Below are 15667 nucleotides of genomic sequence, written 5' to 3' on the forward strand. Positions count from 1 at the left end.
TTCTGCCGACGCGCGTACGACCACATGCGCATACGACCGCATGCGCTTACGGCCAAGGGGTGGGCACAGGCTCTCGGGCCACCGCCGCCTGATCCACCCGCTCAGCCCCCCGACGCCGCCTCACCCGCCCGCTCAGCCGCCCGGCCGCCTCACCCCCTCCCCGACCCGAACGGCAGGTAGTCCGCCTCGTAGCCGAAGTAGCGCGGCCCGGTGAGCGCGAGGCCGGCCGGGGAGATCCACCGCGGGTCGCAGCGCGCCGCCAGGACGCTCACGCGCAGTCCGTAGCGGAGCCCCTCGGTCGTGACGGGTGAGCCCGTCTCGCTGTCCAGGACGCAGATCAGGTCCGGCGTCGTCGCGACGGTCACGCCGTCGCGGGTGGCCAGCAAGTGCTCGTTCTGGAAGTCGAGTTCGAGCACCCGGCCCGCGTCGTCGCCGATGCCCTCCAGCCGGGCCCGGCCGCGCGCGAAGCCGCCCTCGGTGCGCCGGCCGACGTCGACGACCTTGCCGGTCAGCAGCGGGATTCCGGAGAGCATGGCGCGGGCCGCGGCGACCGGGTCGGTGTGCGCGGCCCGCGCCTCGCGGACCGCCGCGCCGAGGCGGCCGGCCAGTGTCAGCGTCGCCGGTACGAGGCCGTCGGCCAGCTGGTCGCCGCGCAGCACCGTGTCCACGCAGGAGACCTGGCAGCCGAGTTCGACGCACACGGCGCGGGCGATGCGCTCGGCGGCGTGGTTGTCGACGGCCTCCACGATGATGGTGTTGCCCTTGTCGTCGGCGAGCGCCATCGGCGAGTTGGCGACGCCCATGAGGCCGGGCAGCACCATTTGCAGTTCGGGGAAGGCGCGCCCCATCGCGTCGCCGTCGACGATGGGCAGGCCGGCCGCGGCGGCGCAGGCGATGGGCAGCATCGAGTTGACGCCGCCGACCTCGATGGGCGCGATGTGGGTGGCGGGGCGGCCGAGGTGCTTCTCCAGGGCGCGCAGGGCGGTCAGTTCCTCGCCGCCGTTGGGGACGCGTTCGAGGAGCACGGTGGGCGCGCCCATCCCGGCGACCGGGACGACGGTGGCGTCGGCCGGCACCTCGTCGATGGCGACGACGGGCACGGGTCCGTGTTTGCGGATCGCCTCGCGGGCCAGCAGTTTGCCGATGTACGGGTCGCCGCCGCCTCCGGTGCCGAGGATGCCGGCGCCGCGGGCGATGTCGTCGAGGATGTCGAGGGTGATCTCACGCATTGGGGGTCGCTCCGTCGTGCCGCTGGGTGCCGAGCCTGCCGAGGTCGAGGTCGCCGACGGCCCTGACGCGGATGCGCGTCGCGCCGCCCGGCAGGTACGCGAGCGGTACCTCTTCGATGTCCACGATCCGTACGCTGCCGTGACGGGCGCCCGCCTGCTCGGCGCGGTCGGCGGCTTCCTCGCGGGCCTCGGCGAGCACCGCCTCGCGGCGGCCTTCGGGCACCTGGAAGACGCGGTCGACCTCGCCGCCGACCTGTGCGATGGCGGCGCCGACCGCGTTGGCCACGCCGAAGTGGCCCGGTCTGCGCACGTCGTCGAAGCCGGGCAGGGTCTTGGGCACGAGGATCGAGCCGCCGCCGACGGCGACGACCGGCAGGGGCGCGGCCGAGGTGCGCATCCGGTCGACGCTCTCGGCCAGCCGCTCGGCGATCCGCGCGAGGGCCCGGTCGGTGAACTCGGGGCTGAGGTGGGCGACCCGGTCCCGGTCGCCGATGTCGGCGCGGCCCGCGGCGACCGCGAGGTCGGTGGCCGTCAGGGTGGCGCCGCCGAAGACCAGGGCTTCGTCGGTGAGCCGGTAGCCGACGGACCGGGGGCCGGTCTCCGCGTCGTCGGAGACGAGGGAGCCGCCGCCGATGCCGAGGGAGAGGACGTCGGGGATGCGGAAGTTGGTGCGGATGCCGGCGGCCTCGCTCTCGCCCGCCGCCTCGCGCGGGAAGCCGCCGGCGAGGATGCCGACGTCGGCCGTGGTACCGCCGACGTCGACGACGGCGCAGTCCCCGAGCCCGGACAGGAAGGCCGCGCCGCGCATGGAGTTGGTGGGCCCGGAGGCGAAGGTCGCCACCGGGTACGTACGGGCGAAGTCCACGTCCATCAGCGTCCCGTCGTTCTGCGACAGGAAGAACGGCGCGGTGATCGACACCTTGGCCAGGGCCTCGCCGAAGGACTGCACGATGACCGTCGCGAGGTCGCGCAGGGCGGCGTTGACGATCGTGGCGTTCTCCCGCGCGAGCAGTCCGATACGGCCCAGTTCGTGGGAGAGCGAGAAGTGCACGGCGTCGCCGAGTTCGGCGCGGAGGATGTCCGCGGCGCGCCGCTCGTCCTCCTCGGCGACGGGCGAGAACACGGACGAGATCGCGACGGAGGTGATGCCCCGGGCGGCGATGTCGGCCGCGGTCCGCTTCAGCTCGGCCGGGTCCAGCGGCGAGAGCGGCCGGCCGTCGTACTCCCGGCCGCCGTGGCACAGGTAGCCGTGTCCGCCGACCGCGGCGCGCTGCCGGTCCGGCCAGTCGGTCATGGGCGGCAGCGCGGCCGTGGCGGGCAGGCCGAGCCGTACGGCCGCGACGGGGGCGAGCCGGGCGCCCTCGATGAGCGCGTTGAGGAAGTGGGTGGTGCCGATCATCACGGCGGTGATGGATTCGACGGGCGGGTCGAGGGCCCGGATGGCCGCCGTGACACCGGAGGTGATGTCCGGTGTCGTGGGCGACTTCGCGGCGGCGAGCACCCGGTCGTCGTCCCCGAGGAGGGCGGCGTCGGTGTTGGTTCCTCCGACGTCGATGCCGATGCGCATGGTGGTGTCTTTCGTTGAGGGAGCTGTCGTACGGGGCGGTGGTGTCTTTCTTCGGGGTACGGGCTTCGGGGTACGGGCTTCGGAGTACGGGCGAGGGGCCGTCGTACGGGGCGGTGGTCGGGCCGTGGCTGCCGTCAGGGAGCGGGGCCGGGCTGCCGCCACAGGACGGGCAGGACAGGCAGGACGGGCGGGACGGGCAGGCGCCGGGGCGGGACGGGCATGGGTCGCGCGGGGTCGGCGGGTACTCCGGCGTCCATGCGCATGCGAACCAGCGTACGAAGACGGTCCGGCGCACCTACGGGCCACACCCCCGTACGGCCCTCAGCGACCCCGGAAAACGGCTCCCGCGGCTCCCGTAGCTCCCCCTCCCTCGCGACGAACTCGTTCGTAACGAACATGTTCGTTACCATTGCGGTCATGACAGCGAACACCGGCTCCCCCCGGAGCCGCCGGGAACGGCCCGCGAAACCCGCCCTCAGCAGGGACGGCATAGTCTCCACAGCCGTCGGGCTGATGCGCGCCGAAGGACTCGGCCGCGTCACCATGCGCCGCCTGGCGCAGGAGCTCGACACCGGCCCCGCCTCGCTCTACGTGTACGTCCGCAACACCGCCGAACTGCACGCGGCCATCCTCGACGAGCTGCTCGGCGCGGTCGACCTGAGCCCCGCCAGGACGCCGGGCGACTGGCGCGAGCGGCTGGTGCGGGTCCTCACCTCGTACACGGAAGTGCTGTTCGAGAACCCCGGCCTCGCCCAGTCGGCGCTGGTGGCCCGGCCGTCCGGGCAGCACTACCTCGACCTGCTGGAGGCGCTGCTCTCGCTGCTGGACGAGGGCGGCGTCCCGGCCGGGCAGGCGGCGTGGGCGGTCGATCTGCTGCTCCAGCACGGCACCGCGACGGCCGCCGAGCACGCGGCCGGAAACGGGGCCGGAAACGGGGCCACCGCCCGGAAGGGCGAGTGGGACGCGGTCGCCGCGGCGCTGCGGGACGTCTCCGAGCAGACGCACCCGCGGCTGGCCGCCCTGGGCACGGAGCTGCTCTCCGGGACCGGCCCGGACCGCCTGGCCTGGGGCTTCCACCTGCTGATCAACGGAACACTGCACACCCCGCGGCCCGACGCCGCACCGGCGGAGGACCGCCGGCCCGCGCCGGCCCCCACGGAAGGACACCGGAAATGACGACGCACCAGCCCATCACCGTGGTCGGCGGCGGCCTCGGCGGCCTCACCCTCGCCCGCGTACTGCACCTGAACGGGATCGCGGTGACCGTGCTCGAACTCGACGCCTCGCCGACCGCCCGCCACCAGGGCGGCATGCTGGACATGCACGAGGAGTCCGGCCAGGCCGCACTGCGCGCGGCCGGGCTCTACGACGAGTTCCGGGCGCTCGTCCTCCCCGGCGGCGAGGCCGCCCGCATCGTCGACAAGGACGCGGCCCTCCACTGGGAGGACACCGGCGACGACTCCAACCGGCCCGAGGTGCACCGCGGCGCACTGCGCGACCTGCTGCTCGACACCCTGCCCGACGACACGGTCCGCTGGGGCTCCAAGGTCACCGCCGCCCGCTCCCTCGGCGACGCGCGCCACGAGGTGACGCTCGCCGACGGGGCCGTGTTCACCACCGACCTGCTGATCGGCGCCGACGGCGCCTGGTCGAAGGTGCGCCCGCTGGTCTCGGACGCCGCACCCGTCTACTCCGGCCTCTCCTTCGTCGAAGCGCACATGGCGAACGCCGACGCCCGGCACCCGCGGAGCGCGGCCCTCGCCGGCGGCGGCATGCTGTTCGCGCTGAGCGAGGAGAAGGGCTTCCTCACCCACCGCGAGGCCGACGGCGCGCTGCACACGTACTGCGCGCTGAAGGTCCCCGAGGGCTGGGCCGCCCAGCTCCTCGCCGATACGGGCGCCGATACGGGTGCCGACGCCGGTGCCGAGGCGGCGAAGGCCCGTGTGCTGGAGCCCTTCGCCGGCTGGGACGAGCGGCTGCGGGCGCTGGTCGCCGACAGCGACGGCCCGCTCGTCCCCCGCCCGATCCACGCCCTGCCGGTCGGGCACAGCTGGGCGCGGACGCCCGGTCTGACGCTGCTCGGCGACGCGGCCCACCTGATGTCCCCGTTCGCGGGCGAGGGCGCGAATCTCGCGATGCTCGACGGCGCCGAGCTGGCCGCCGCCATCGTGGCGCACCCCGGCGACGTCGAGACCGCGCTGACCGCGTACGAACAGGCCCTCTTCCCCCGGAGCGAGGCTTCGGCGGCCGAGTCCGCGGACAACCTCGGCATCTGCTTCCGCGCGGACGCGCCGAAGGGGCTCGTGGACCTGATGAACCAGTACGCGGAAGAGGCCGCCGGCCCGGCCGTCTGACAGCGCGTCAGGCAGCCGGGTGAGGTGGCCAACTCCCCTACTGGACAGCGGAGTCGGTGCTCATCCGCAGTCACCCGCCGGACGGACGCGCGTCACCACATCGCTGTGGCCGGTGGTGGAGTCGGTCCACACCACCTGCCGGCCGCCCGGCACGCCGGCCCACATCTGCTCGCCGCGGTTGCAGGACACCCGGCTCTTCCGCTTCCCGTCCGCCGAGAGCTGCCACAGCTTGGGCAGCGCCTCGTTGCGGTATTCGGGGGCGGGCGTCCAGGTGGCGACGGTCACCGCGTCCGGGGAGGCGATGAGGTCGAGGGCCTGGAGCGCGCCCGGCCCCTCGGCGGGGCTGAGGTCCACGACGCCCGAGCCGTCCAGGTCGGCGCGGCGCACGGCCGCCGACCGGCTCTCCGCGTCCTCATGGGCCAGCCAGAACACATGACTGCCGTTGATCGCGGTCTGCCCGATGCCCGTGGGCGTCCCGAGCTGTCCCATCCGGGTCCGTACGCCCGTTTTGAGGTCCAGCACCTCGGTCCCGTACGTCCAGTTGCCCTCGGAACGTTGACTCGTGGCGTACGCGATGCGGCCGTCGCTGATCGAGGGGTAGGCGGAGTTCACGCTCCGGTCACCGGTCACGTCCACCGGGGTCGGGTCGCTGAGCCGCAGATACTCCACGATCGACCGGGCCCCCCGGGGCCGCGACTCCACGACGACCACGTCGCCCTCGATCTGGAGCTCGGGCCCGACCCGCCGGCCCGACCACAGCTTCTTGACGGGCCCGCCCGCGATCGGCCGCGCGAGGAGGTCGACGGTCCTGCGGTTGTACGCCAGCCACACCACGGTCTTCCCGTCGGTGGCGGGGTGCACGTGGTACCGGCCGTCGTTGGGGCTGATCCGCCGCGGCGCGCCGCCGCCGTCGGCGCGGCCGGCCCACACGGAGTACGGCTCGCTGCCGTTCTCGTCGGACTTGGAGGTGGCCCACCAGCCGCCTCCCGCGCCCACCCGAACGCCTTCCGTGTTGACATCACCCAGCAGCCGGTCGGAGTCGACGCCCGTGGCGAGTTCCCAACCGGGCACGATGCCATGGGCGTTGAAGGCCCGCTCGACGGCCTTGAGCTCCTTCGCGGACGCCTTGAGCTCTCGGGCGGCGGCGAGCACCGCGGCGCGGCCTTCGGTGAATCCGTCCAGCGGGGTCAGGTACGCGGTGAGCGCCCGATAGACGACGCGGTCGGCGAGGGTGCGGCCGATGTCCTCGCGCATGTCCCACAACGCCCCCGAGAAGATGGTGGAGTTGAGATGGACGCCGCCGTTGTCGGTGGTGAGGGAGACGCCGAGGAAGGACTTGGCGGCGGTCCGACCATCGTTGAGGTCGCGGGCCGCGCACTCGCGCGGCGGCTTGGTCCGGCACAGCGACTCGCCGAGCAGTCCGGCGTCGGGGCTGTCCATGGGGATGCCGTAGGCGTCGGTCTTGACGGCGTTGCCGAAGTAGTCGGCGATCGCCTCGTTCATGGCACCGGACTGGCCCGCGTAGACGAGGTTCGCGCTGTTCTCGACGACGCCGTGCGTCATCTCGTGCCCGACGACGTCCAGGCCCGCGGAGAACGCGCGGTACTCGGCGTCGCCGCCGCCGTACACCATCTTGGTTCCGTCCCAGAAGGCGTTGTTGTACGGGCGTCCGAAATCGGTGACGCCGACGAGGGAGTTGATGACGCCGCTACGTCCGTCGAGGCTGTCGCGGCCGTGCGCCTGCTTGTAGTAGTCGTAGACCTTGCCGGCCGCCCAGTGCGCGTCGACCGCGCCCGCCTCGGTGGCATCGCCGCCGAAGGCCGGGGTCGGCGAACCGAACTCCTCGATGTCCGGCGGCCAGGTACCGGAGACGTCGCCGACGTCCTTGCCGCGCGCGTCCCAGGTGGAGATCGGGTTCTTTCCGCCGTCCCGCATACGGGACTGATCGCGCATCACATACTTCTGGCGCGCCTCGTCCCGCGTCAGCTGCAACTCGACGGCCTTCCCGTCGTACTTGACGCCGGAACCCACCACCGAGGGCCCCTGTTCCGGGCCTTGGACAGCCGCCTTGGGAGCGGCGGAAGAGACGGAGGGAGCGGGAGCGGCCGGCGCCGCGAACGTCTTGATACCGCTGTACTGGAGCACCGGATACCCGGCCCGCGCGTCGACGTAGACCTCCCGCAGCACCGGTTCGCCCGTGCCGGGCCGTTCGCCGCGTACGGTCACATGCCAGGTGAGCAGGCCCGTGCCCGTGGGCAGGACGACCAGCCCGCGCGCGGTTCCGGTCAGTGGCCGCGCCTCACCCCCGGCCCCGGCCCCGCCGCCCGCTCCGGCACCCCTGAGCTGGTCCGTCGTGGCGTCCACGGCCCGTTCGACCGCCAGGGCCGCGTCGACCTCGGGGGCGGTGCCGGTCTTCAGGCCGGTGAAGTACGCCCCGGAGACGCCGGTGACGACGCGCTCGCCGCCCTCGCGCTCCATCCGGACCACGTACTGGCCGCCCAGGACCTCCACGCCCCGGAACCTCTGCTGGAGCCGTACGGTCTCCCCGCCGCCGGCGTCCACCGTCCGTACGGGCCGCAGGTCGCGCCCCGGATCGGCGATGCGGTAGCGGTTCTTGTGGGCGGCGAGATGGCCGCGCGCCGCGTCCACGGCGCTTCCCGTGCCCGTTGCGGGTTCGCGGAGGCTGTCGACCAGCGCGGGGGCGTCGGTGTGCTTGCCGGGTATCAGCTCACCGGGACCGGCCGGGGCCGGGCCGCGCACCGGCCCGCCGCCCGGCGCGGCGTCGGCGGGGGCGGCGTCAACGGGGGCGGCCGAGACGACGAGTGCGGTGGCGCTGATCAGCGCCACCGCACCGGCCGTGGCGCTCCGCACTCCGGACGCGCCCGTCCCACTCCGTCTGCCGCGTCTATTCCGTCTGCCGCGTCTGCTCGGTCCGCCCAGTCGACCGAAACGCGTTCCAGGTTCGCGCAAGGTGTCCCCCTCCATCACATGCCTGACAACAGCACCGGCTACAGGGAGAGCAATGCAAGCGGCGACCATCCCAACTCGGCAATTCTCAAGAGGAGTTGGGCGGCGCTTTCCGGCCGCCGTCCGCACACGGCCACGGCCGGCCCGCCACAGCTACCACCGGACGTCCGCCTCTCCGTCGGGGCGCGGTGCCGCCTCCCACGGCAGGAACGGCGTCCCCTCGCCCAGCGCACCCCGCACGGCTCGTACGGCCCGTACGCCGTGGGCTCCCCGCGCCGTTCGACGCGCGTCGTGGTCCCGTACGGGCTCGGCGACGGAGGGCTTCTCCAGGAGGCAGTCCCCCAGCACGAGTACCTCGATGTCGCTGCGCAGGAACGTGGCGATGGCGTCGTCAGGGCTGAACACCACGGGCTCATCGGCCAGGTTGAAGGAGGTGTTGATCACGGCGGGCACGCCCGTCAGCCTGCGGAACGCGTCGATCAGGGACCAGAACCGTTCGTTCACCGAGCGGCGGACGATGTGCGGGCGGGCCGTGCCGTCCACGTGCACCGCCGCGGCGAGCATGCGCCGGGCGGCGCCGCGGACCGGGACGGCGGCGAGCATGAATTCGCAGAGGGCGGAGGGCGCGGTCTCGAACACCGCGCTCCAGTACTCCTCCAGCACGCTCGGGGCGAGAGGACGCCAGATCTCCCTGCCCTTCACGGAGTTGAGGCGCGCCACCGCGCTCCGGTGGCGCGGGTCGCAGAGGATGCTGCGCGCGCCGAGCGCCCGCTGCCCCACCTCGCCGCGCCCCGCGCACCACGCCACCAGCCGGCCGGCCGCGAGGTGGGCCGCTGTCCGGCCGATCACGTCCTCGGTGGACAGGTGCATGGCCGACAGGCCGGCGTCGCGGATCGAGGAGGCGATGTCCTCCGCTGTGATGCCGGGCTCCCAGTAGGCGTGGCGCATGCGGTGGGCCGGGCCGGTGTCGCCGCGGCCGCTCAGCTCCCGGTCCGCGAGGAGGGCCGCGCCGAGGCCGACCCCCGCGTCGTGCGGCACGGGCGGCACGTAGATGTCGGAGAAGATCCCGGAGCGCACCAGCCGTCCGTTCGCCGCGCAGTTCAGCGCCACGCCGCCGGCCAGCACCAGTTGGTCGGCCCCGGTGCGGCGGCGGGCGAAGCGGGCCAGCTCCAGCAGGACGTCCTCCAGCGCCGCCTGCACCGAGGCGGCGAAGGACGCGTGGGCCATCGGCTCGTTCCGGTCGCCTTCCGCGTAGGGGTAGTTGTTCTTTCCGAAGTTCTCGAACAGGAAGTCATGCAGCTGGAGGTAGTGCTGGGCCGGGCGGCGGCGCGGGGCGGGCGCGCCGGGGAAGGTGTAGTCGTCGTCCGCGGCCGTCAGCGGCACCGCCTGGTTCGGGCGTCCGTAGGCGGCGAGTCCCATCAGTTTCCCGGCGTCCCACATGGTGAATCCGGCCCATTGGGCGGCTATGGAATAGAAGTTGCCGAGCGAGAGGCTGGTGTCCCAGTCGCGGATGACCTCGATCTTTCCGGCGGAGCCCCGCGCCAGGGTGGTGGACCGGCACTCGCCGCGGCCGTCGAGCACGAGAATCGCGGCGTCCTCGAATCCGCTCGTCCACAGCGCGCTCGCGGCGTGCGCCATGTGGTGCGGTACGAACCGGGTGGGCGGCCGTCCCTCGCCGCCGTCCGGCAGCAGCCACTCATGGAACCGTGCGGCGTCGAAGGGCGCCCCCTCCACCTCGCTGAGCAGGGGGACGTCCCAGCCCACAGCAATCTCCGCGACATCCGCCAGGGAGATGTCCGCGGCCCGCAGGCAGGCGGCGACGGCTTTTCGCGGGGCCTCGTCGAATGCCCGCTTTCTTCTGCTCAGCCGCTCCTGCTCCACCATCACGATCAGTTCCCCGTCCTTCAGCAGGCACGCCGAAGAGTCATGGGGTCCGGTATTGACGCCGAGTATGTACATCGCTCCCCGCTCCCTCGCATTGCGCCGCGCAGCGGTTGGCCGATTGTCACCGCATCCGGATACCGATCTTTCCGGGCCGTTCGACTGTCATTGACAGGTACATCGCCCACTGTTACTTTGACCGTCCGCCAAGATCACTGCAATTCAAGATCACACCATTGCGGCCATGGCAATCGACCGTCGGATCATAGCCGTTCGACTACCCGCGTCAAGCACGGAAATTCCGCTCGGCCAGCGCAATGCGAATCGCCACGGGAAGCGTTCTTTGCCTTGTTTCCGCATCCACAGCATCCGCAGAGGATTACGGACGGACCGCCGCCCCTTTCGTACGGGCGCCCGCGGCGCGCGTTTCCCGGTTCGGCCGGTCCGGAGCCCGGGCTAGTGCCGCCGCCCACGGACGCACCGGTCCTGCGGGCCGTACTGCTGGACCGCGACGGCGTGCTCAACGTCAACCGGCCGGGGTACGTCCGCTCGCTGGAGGACTGGGAGTGGCTGCCCGGCGCCCGTGCCGGGTACGGGGCCCTGGCCGCGGCCGGGCTGCCGCTGGTGGTGATCACCAATCAGAGCGCCGTCGGCCGCGGCCTCATGACCGTCGACGACCTCGACGCCGTCCACGCCCGCATGGCCGCCGACCTCACCGCCGACGGCGCCGCTCCCCCGCACGTCGTGTACTGCCCCCATGTCCCGGAGGCGGCCTGCGCGTGCCGCAAGCCGCGGCCCGGCATGGTGCTGCGCGCGCTCGGGATCACGGGCTCCGCCCCGCACGAGACGGTGCTCGTCGGCGACCACGAATCGGACCTCCGGGCCGCCTCGGCGGCGGGCTGCCGGTCGCTGCACGTGCGCTCGGGCCGCGGCACGCTGCCCCGCCGGCCGCCGCCCGGCTGCCTGGGCAGCGTCGCCGACCTCCGCGCCGCGGCCGCGCTCCTGGCCGGCTCGGCGGGCCCGTACGCCCTGCCACGCGGCTGAGCACCGAGCGGTCGCCGCGAACGTACGGGCGTGCCGGGGCGCGCCGCGTTCAGTGGCCGCCGCTGGGTATTTCGCAGCCGGAGTGGTCGGGGTACCCGCCGAAGGCGTTCGCCTCGGTGGAGTCGCCGCTCACCCGGCCTTCCACGCACAACGACTCGTCGGCCTCGATGAGGAAGCCCGCGCTCCCGGGGCCGTACTCGTACGAGCTGACCTTGCCGGCCGGGTAGCCGAGGCCGGTGAGCGCGGCCTTGACGTTCTCCGGGGCGAAATCGCCGCGCTCGCGCAACGGTTCGAGCGCGCCCTTGACGCGCTTGACGGCCGCGAGCCCGTCGCAGCGATGCTGACCGTAGAGCTCGAAGGGGACCCGGAATCCGTGGTTCTCGGCGTCGTGGTCGGCGGGCGGACCGTCGTGGTCCGAGGAGGCGCCGGCGGTCCTCGTCGGCGAGGGCGTGCGGCTCTCGCCGGGGCAGGGGAAGTTCGCCGGCCTGCTCGGCGTCGCCACGGTCCGCGAGGGCGCGGCCGCGCCCGCGCTCTCCCCGGACCGCTCCGTTCCGCACCCCGTCACGAGCACGGCCGCCATCGCCGCCATCGCCGCCAGCAGCACCCCGGGTCTCGCTCCGCTCATCGTCATGCGCCGATTCTCCCCCGCGCCACTGACAGGCATCCGGCCGAGGCGGGGCACGGAGCATGGAGCGCGGAGCATGGAGCACGGGGCGTGGAGGGCCTGGGATGTTTCTCAGCCGCGGTCGGCGGCGCCCGCTGTGAGGCCGCTCAGGGTCCGGTCCAGCCAGGCCAGGAACTCCGGACGGTCCGTCAGCATGTGGCCCGCCGGGGCGGTTTCGACCTCGCAGCCAGCCGTGGTCTCCTCCGCCCACCTGCGCAGCCCGGCCGGATCGACCAGCGGGTCGTGGTCCCCTGCGAACACCCGGACCGGGCAGCCCAGCACCGGGTGGCGGCCCCGCCGGTAGAGCTCGGCGAGCCTGGCGTCAGCGCGCAGCACGGGCAGAAAGGGGTCGATCAGGTCAGGTTTGCCGACGAGGGCGAGCGGTACCCCGTCGAGCGCGAGCAGCCGCTCGATCAGCCGGTCCCTGGGCAGCGCGTGCAGCGGGAGCGCCGGGTGTGGGACGCCGGGTCCGTTGCGCCCGGAGACCAGCAGGGCCGCCGGTTCGCCGAGGGCGGGGCGCAGGGCGTGGGCCAGTTCGTAGGCGAGGAGCGCGCCGAAGCTGTGGCCGTAGAGCAGATACGGGCCGTCGGCCTCGGCCCTGACGCGCGCGGCGAGGTCGGCGACGAGGGCGGCGAGGCGGGCGGGCGGCGGTTCGCCCCAGCGGGCGCCGCGGCCGGGCAGTTCGACGGGGTGTACGCGGACGTGGCCGGCGGCGCGGCGCTTCCACGGGCCGAAGCCGGCGGCGCTGCCGCCGGCGTGCGGCAGGCAGAAGAGCTGAGGTCGGGCGGACCGGCCCCGTACGTCCGCGACGGGGCCGCCCGCCGTATCGAGCCCGGCTGTTCCACGGTCGGTCATGGCCCCTCTTCCCGTTCTCTTCCCGTTCTTCCGCCTCGTCCGGTGTCGTCGGCCCGTTCTTCCGCCTCGTCCGGCGTCTTCGGCGCTCCCCCGGTGCTTCCGACGCTTCCGGCACGCGGCGCGGGTCAAGAGCGCGGTGCCGGTGAGGGCCCGGCGGGTCGGCCGGGCGCTCGCCGTGCACGGTGGTGCTCAGGAGCCCGGCGGGTCCGCCGCGTATTCGCCGTGTCCGGCGAGGAGGCGCTCGGCCACGGGGGCGATGAGGGCGATCAGGCCGTCCAGGTCCGCGGAGGCCAGCGGTTCCACGGGCGTGATGTGGCGTACGACCATCAGGCCGATCAACTGGGCGCCGATCATCACGGTGTGCGGGCAGGGTCCGCCGGCGTCGGGGGACACGCGGCGCACGACGTCGGCCAGATAGCGGCCCGTCTCCTCATGCGTCACGGAGCTGCGGATCAGGGCGAGCACCGCGCTGCGCCACTCCGGCGACTCCCACAACGGCAGTTCGCGACGGAGCAGTTCGGCCCCGCCGCGAGGCCGGGCGTCGGGGGCCGCGCCGGCGCCGTCCCAGCCGGCGGTCAGCAGCCGGGCGGCCTCGCGCAGGGCGGCGGTGAGCACCCCTTCGCGGGAGCCGAAGTAGTAGTGGACCAGGCTGGTGTTGACGCCCGCCCGGTCGGCGACACCGCGTACGGTGCTGCCGCCGTAGCCGTGCTCCGCGAGCTCCTCGCGGGCGGCCCGCAGGATGAGCCTGCTGCTGGCGGTGGCGTGGGGGCCCGGTCGCCCGGGCCGCTTGGCGGCCTCAACCCCGTACGGCATCGAGCCCTCCTTCGGCGGAGACGGCGGCGAGCACGGCGGCGAGCTGGGACTCCAGGCTGAACTCCTGGAGCCGGCAGTCCGCCTCGCCGCTCGCCACGGCCAGCCGCTCCAGCGCCCCGGACTCGCACAGCACCGCCAGGCCGAGCAGTTGGGCGGCGGCGACGGCACGGCTCAGCTCGTCGTAGCCGGGGCGGCCGGGGCCCAGGGCCCCGTCGTCCGGCGGGTCGTCGTACCCCCGTGCGCGGTCCGCGCCGGCGGGGGGTTCGAGGTCGCGCAGCAGGGTGGTGACGAAGGCGGCCAGCCGGTACCCGGTCGGGCCGTCGGTCATGGCGGAGGCGACCAGGGCGCGCCGGGCGAGGGGGTCGGTCCCCCACAGGTCGGTCAGCCGCTCGGTGAGCCAGGCCGCGTCCGAGCCGATGTCGGGTGCGGGGGCTGCGTCGGGCTCCGGTTCCTCCTGCGCACGGGCGGAGCGGTGGCCAGGCTGGAGGGCCGTGTGCAGCAGGCGGCTGCGCGAGCCGAAGTAGTGGTGCAGCAGCCGGATGTCGACCTGCGCGCGTTTGGCCACGTTGCGGGTCGAGGTGCCGTTGTAGCCGTGGGCCGCCAGTTCTTCGCGCGCGGCGTCCAGGATGCGGTCTCTGGTCGGCCGACCGGTCATTGGCGCCCACCCCCGGGAGATGTAATTCATCTGTCAGTGAGTTAATACAGTAGGTGATCCTTCGAGTCCGGGACACCCTCAGGACGAGGATGCGGTGACGGGGCCGATGAGTCTTGGCCAAAGCTCTCGGGTCCCCGGCCGTTTCTCTCTTCTACGTTCTCGCTCGCCCGTTCGTTCACGCTCTCCCACGCTCTCTCACGCGAACGGGCGGCCGGCGCGCGCCCGGCCCGGCCGCCGTGCCCGTCCCCGGCCCGGACGCCGCCGCCCGGGCCGGGAGCGACCCGGGCCGGAAGCCGTCCGGATCGGAAGCCGTCCGGGCCAGGAGCCAGCCGCCCGGCTCAGGAGCGGCCCGCGGGGTCGCCCTGGAGGGAGACCACCAGCCGGGAAATCGCGTCGAGATTCTTGAAGTGCGCGCCGACTATCCGCTCCGGCGGAATGGAGATCCCATATCGGTCGAGAATGAAAGAGATCAGCTCCGCGGTGGTGAGTGAAGTGAGAATCCCCCACTCCAGAAGCGGGGAGCCGGGCTGGAGTCCGGTTTCCCCCTCGGGGAGGAAGCGCGCCTCCACATACCCCGTCAGCTCGGCGATGACCTCGTCGTACCCGTATGGGATGGTGCTCTCCGGCATGCGTATGACCTCCGGGAATCCGATCCGTAAGGAACGTGAAGGGCTGATTGACACGCGGACCGCGAAGCCCGCGCTCCTCACCTTAGCCAGCGCGCCCGGCCATCTCATCGGCTCCGTTGATGAATTCGGGAACCGTCCTTTCGGATGAGTCGCCGAATAAGGCGGCGCGCTCGCCGACACGGCTGTCGGCACGGTCGCAGGCGCGGCTGTCGGCGCAGTCGGCGGCGAGTTCTTCAGCGCGGTCGTCGGTGACTTCCTCGGCGCGGTCGCCGGTGACTTCCCCGGCGACGGCCGCGGCCAGCCCGCGCCCCAGCGGGATGTCCTGGACGAGAAAGCGCCCGGCCCCGGGCCCGTCGACCCGGACCACCGCCGCGCCGGTCTCGGCCGGCCGTACGTCGAGCCGCGCGAGGCCCCCCGCGAGGCCGGTGCCGACCGCCTTCAGTACGGCCTCTTTCCGCACCCAGCAGCGGTAGAAGCGGAGTCGGCGGCGCACCGGGTCGGCGGCGCCGGTGACGTAGTCCCGCTCGTCCGGGGCGAGGCAACTGTCGATGAGCCCCGCGAACGCGCCGAGTGGCCGGATCCGTTCGACGTCGGCTCCCACCCGCTGCCCCTCGGGGGCGACCGCGAGCAGCCAAGCGGCCTCGCTGCGCGAGTGGTTGAAGCGGAGCGCGGTGGCCGGCGCGGCGACGCGGGGGCGGCCGTGTCCGGCGTCGCCGCACCCCGGACAGGGCTCGCGGCCGAACCGGATCGCGCCGGGCGGGCAGTCCAGCAGCCCCGCCATGATCCGCCGGACGCGGGCGTGGGCGTGGACGTAGTGGCCGGTCTCGGCGGACCGCATGAAGCGGTGGGCGCGCTGCTGTTCCTCCGGCGAGAGGACCGCCCAGTCCTCCGCCCAGTCCTCCGCCGAGGGCTCGGTCCGGGCGGCGGTTCCGTGCCACAGGCGGAGCCCCCGCAGGGCGCGCGAGTGCGTCCGTAACATCGCCTCCGCCTGCGGCAGTCGGCCGTGCGG

At 73.6% G+C, this 15667-nt stretch carries 13 protein-coding genes; 3 read left to right on the forward strand and 10 right to left on the reverse strand.

Annotated elements, in window-relative coordinates:
* Positions 1-149: 149 nt before the first annotated feature.
* Both AB0I22_RS05460 and AB0I22_RS05465 read right to left on the reverse strand, forming a co-directional pair.
* Positions 150-1229 (reverse strand): DUF917 domain-containing protein, encoded by a 1080-nt coding sequence (locus AB0I22_RS05460; RefSeq protein WP_363129317.1) that lies wholly within the window; start codon positions 1227-1229, stop codon positions 150-152.
* Positions 1222-2796, reverse strand: coding sequence for a hydantoinase/oxoprolinase family protein (locus tag AB0I22_RS05465; protein ID WP_363129318.1), 1575 nt, complete (start codon positions 2794-2796; stop codon positions 1222-1224). Before AB0I22_RS05465 ends, AB0I22_RS05460 begins: the two co-directional genes overlap by 8 nt.
* A gap of 417 nt (positions 2797-3213) precedes the next feature.
* Here AB0I22_RS05465 and AB0I22_RS05470 point away from each other — a divergent pair, with 417 nt between their 5' ends.
* Both AB0I22_RS05470 and AB0I22_RS05475 read left to right on the forward strand, forming a co-directional pair.
* Entirely contained in the window at positions 3214-3972 is a 759-nt protein-coding gene (locus AB0I22_RS05470; protein WP_363129319.1) for a TetR/AcrR family transcriptional regulator, read from the forward strand.
* On the forward strand, positions 3969-5150 hold the full coding sequence (locus AB0I22_RS05475) for an FAD-dependent monooxygenase (RefSeq protein WP_363129320.1): 1182 nt from the start codon (positions 3969-3971) through the stop codon (positions 5148-5150). Before AB0I22_RS05470 ends, AB0I22_RS05475 begins: the two co-directional genes overlap by 4 nt.
* A 60-nt stretch (positions 5151-5210) precedes the next feature.
* On the opposite strand, the gene AB0I22_RS05480 is transcribed toward AB0I22_RS05475, so the two are convergent.
* Positions 5211-8021, reverse strand: coding sequence for a M4 family metallopeptidase (locus AB0I22_RS05480; protein ID WP_363129321.1), 2811 nt, complete (start codon positions 8019-8021; stop codon positions 5211-5213).
* A gap of 249 nt (positions 8022-8270) precedes the next feature.
* On the reverse strand, positions 8271-10076 hold the full coding sequence (locus AB0I22_RS05485; protein ID WP_363129322.1) for a carbamoyltransferase C-terminal domain-containing protein: 1806 nt from the start codon (positions 10074-10076) through the stop codon (positions 8271-8273).
* A gap of 381 nt (positions 10077-10457) precedes the next feature.
* Between AB0I22_RS05485 and AB0I22_RS05490 the strand changes: the two genes are divergently transcribed.
* Entirely contained in the window at positions 10458-11042 is a 585-nt protein-coding gene (locus tag AB0I22_RS05490) for an HAD-IIIA family hydrolase (protein ID WP_363129323.1), read from the forward strand.
* A 49-nt stretch (positions 11043-11091) separates the two neighbouring features.
* On the opposite strand, the gene AB0I22_RS05495 is transcribed toward AB0I22_RS05490, so the two are convergent.
* The 6 genes from AB0I22_RS05495 to AB0I22_RS05520 form a co-directional block, all read right to left on the reverse strand.
* A complete protein-coding gene (locus AB0I22_RS05495) occupies positions 11092-11673 on the reverse strand; it encodes a hypothetical protein (RefSeq protein ID WP_363129324.1) in 582 nt (193 codons plus the stop codon).
* 105 nt (positions 11674-11778) lie between these two features.
* Entirely contained in the window at positions 11779-12561 is a 783-nt protein-coding gene (locus tag AB0I22_RS05500; protein ID WP_363129325.1) for an alpha/beta fold hydrolase, read from the reverse strand.
* A 189-nt stretch (positions 12562-12750) separates the two neighbouring features.
* A complete protein-coding gene (locus AB0I22_RS05505) occupies positions 12751-13374 on the reverse strand; it encodes a TetR family transcriptional regulator (RefSeq protein ID WP_363129326.1) in 624 nt (207 codons plus the stop codon).
* A complete protein-coding gene (locus tag AB0I22_RS05510; protein WP_363129327.1) occupies positions 13358-14029 on the reverse strand; it encodes a helix-turn-helix domain-containing protein in 672 nt (223 codons plus the stop codon). Before AB0I22_RS05510 ends, AB0I22_RS05505 begins: the two co-directional genes overlap by 17 nt.
* Before the next feature lie 338 nt (positions 14030-14367).
* On the reverse strand, positions 14368-14658 hold the full coding sequence (locus AB0I22_RS05515; RefSeq protein WP_363129328.1) for an acyl carrier protein: 291 nt from the start codon (positions 14656-14658) through the stop codon (positions 14368-14370).
* Between the two features lie 82 nt (positions 14659-14740).
* Positions 14741-15637 carry a 4'-phosphopantetheinyl transferase superfamily protein gene (locus AB0I22_RS05520; RefSeq protein ID WP_363129329.1) on the reverse strand — a complete coding sequence of 299 codons (897 nt, stop codon included), beginning with the start codon at positions 15635-15637 and terminating at the stop codon, positions 14741-14743.
* Positions 15638-15667 lie beyond the last annotated feature (30 nt).

Source organism: Streptomyces sp. NPDC050610, assembly GCF_040654875.1.
In the GTDB taxonomy this organism is placed as follows: domain Bacteria; phylum Actinomycetota; class Actinomycetes; order Streptomycetales; family Streptomycetaceae; genus Streptomyces.

Coding starts and splice junctions, on each gene's coding strand:
- AB0I22_RS05520 (WP_363129329.1), bottom strand. CDS start 15,637: ATGTTACGGACGCACTCGCGCGCCCTGCGGGGGCTCCGCCTGTGGCAC.
- AB0I22_RS05470 (WP_363129319.1), top strand. CDS start 3,214: ATGACAGCGAACACCGGCTCCCCCCGGAGCCGCCGGGAACGGCCCGCG.
- AB0I22_RS05475 (WP_363129320.1), top strand. CDS start 3,969: ATGACGACGCACCAGCCCATCACCGTGGTCGGCGGCGGCCTCGGCGGC.
- AB0I22_RS05505 (WP_363129326.1), bottom strand. CDS start 13,374: ATGCCGTACGGGGTTGAGGCCGCCAAGCGGCCCGGGCGACCGGGCCCC.
- AB0I22_RS05510 (WP_363129327.1), bottom strand. CDS start 14,029: ATGACCGGTCGGCCGACCAGAGACCGCATCCTGGACGCCGCGCGCGAA.
- AB0I22_RS05465 (WP_363129318.1), bottom strand. CDS start 2,796: ATGCGCATCGGCATCGACGTCGGAGGAACCAACACCGACGCCGCCCTC.
- AB0I22_RS05495 (WP_363129324.1), bottom strand. CDS start 11,673: ATGACGATGAGCGGAGCGAGACCCGGGGTGCTGCTGGCGGCGATGGCG.
- AB0I22_RS05485 (WP_363129322.1), bottom strand. CDS start 10,076: ATGTACATACTCGGCGTCAATACCGGACCCCATGACTCTTCGGCGTGC.
- AB0I22_RS05500 (WP_363129325.1), bottom strand. CDS start 12,561: ATGACCGACCGTGGAACAGCCGGGCTCGATACGGCGGGCGGCCCCGTC.
- AB0I22_RS05515 (WP_363129328.1), bottom strand. CDS start 14,658: ATGCCGGAGAGCACCATCCCATACGGGTACGACGAGGTCATCGCCGAG.
- AB0I22_RS05460 (WP_363129317.1), bottom strand. CDS start 1,229: ATGCGTGAGATCACCCTCGACATCCTCGACGACATCGCCCGCGGCGCC.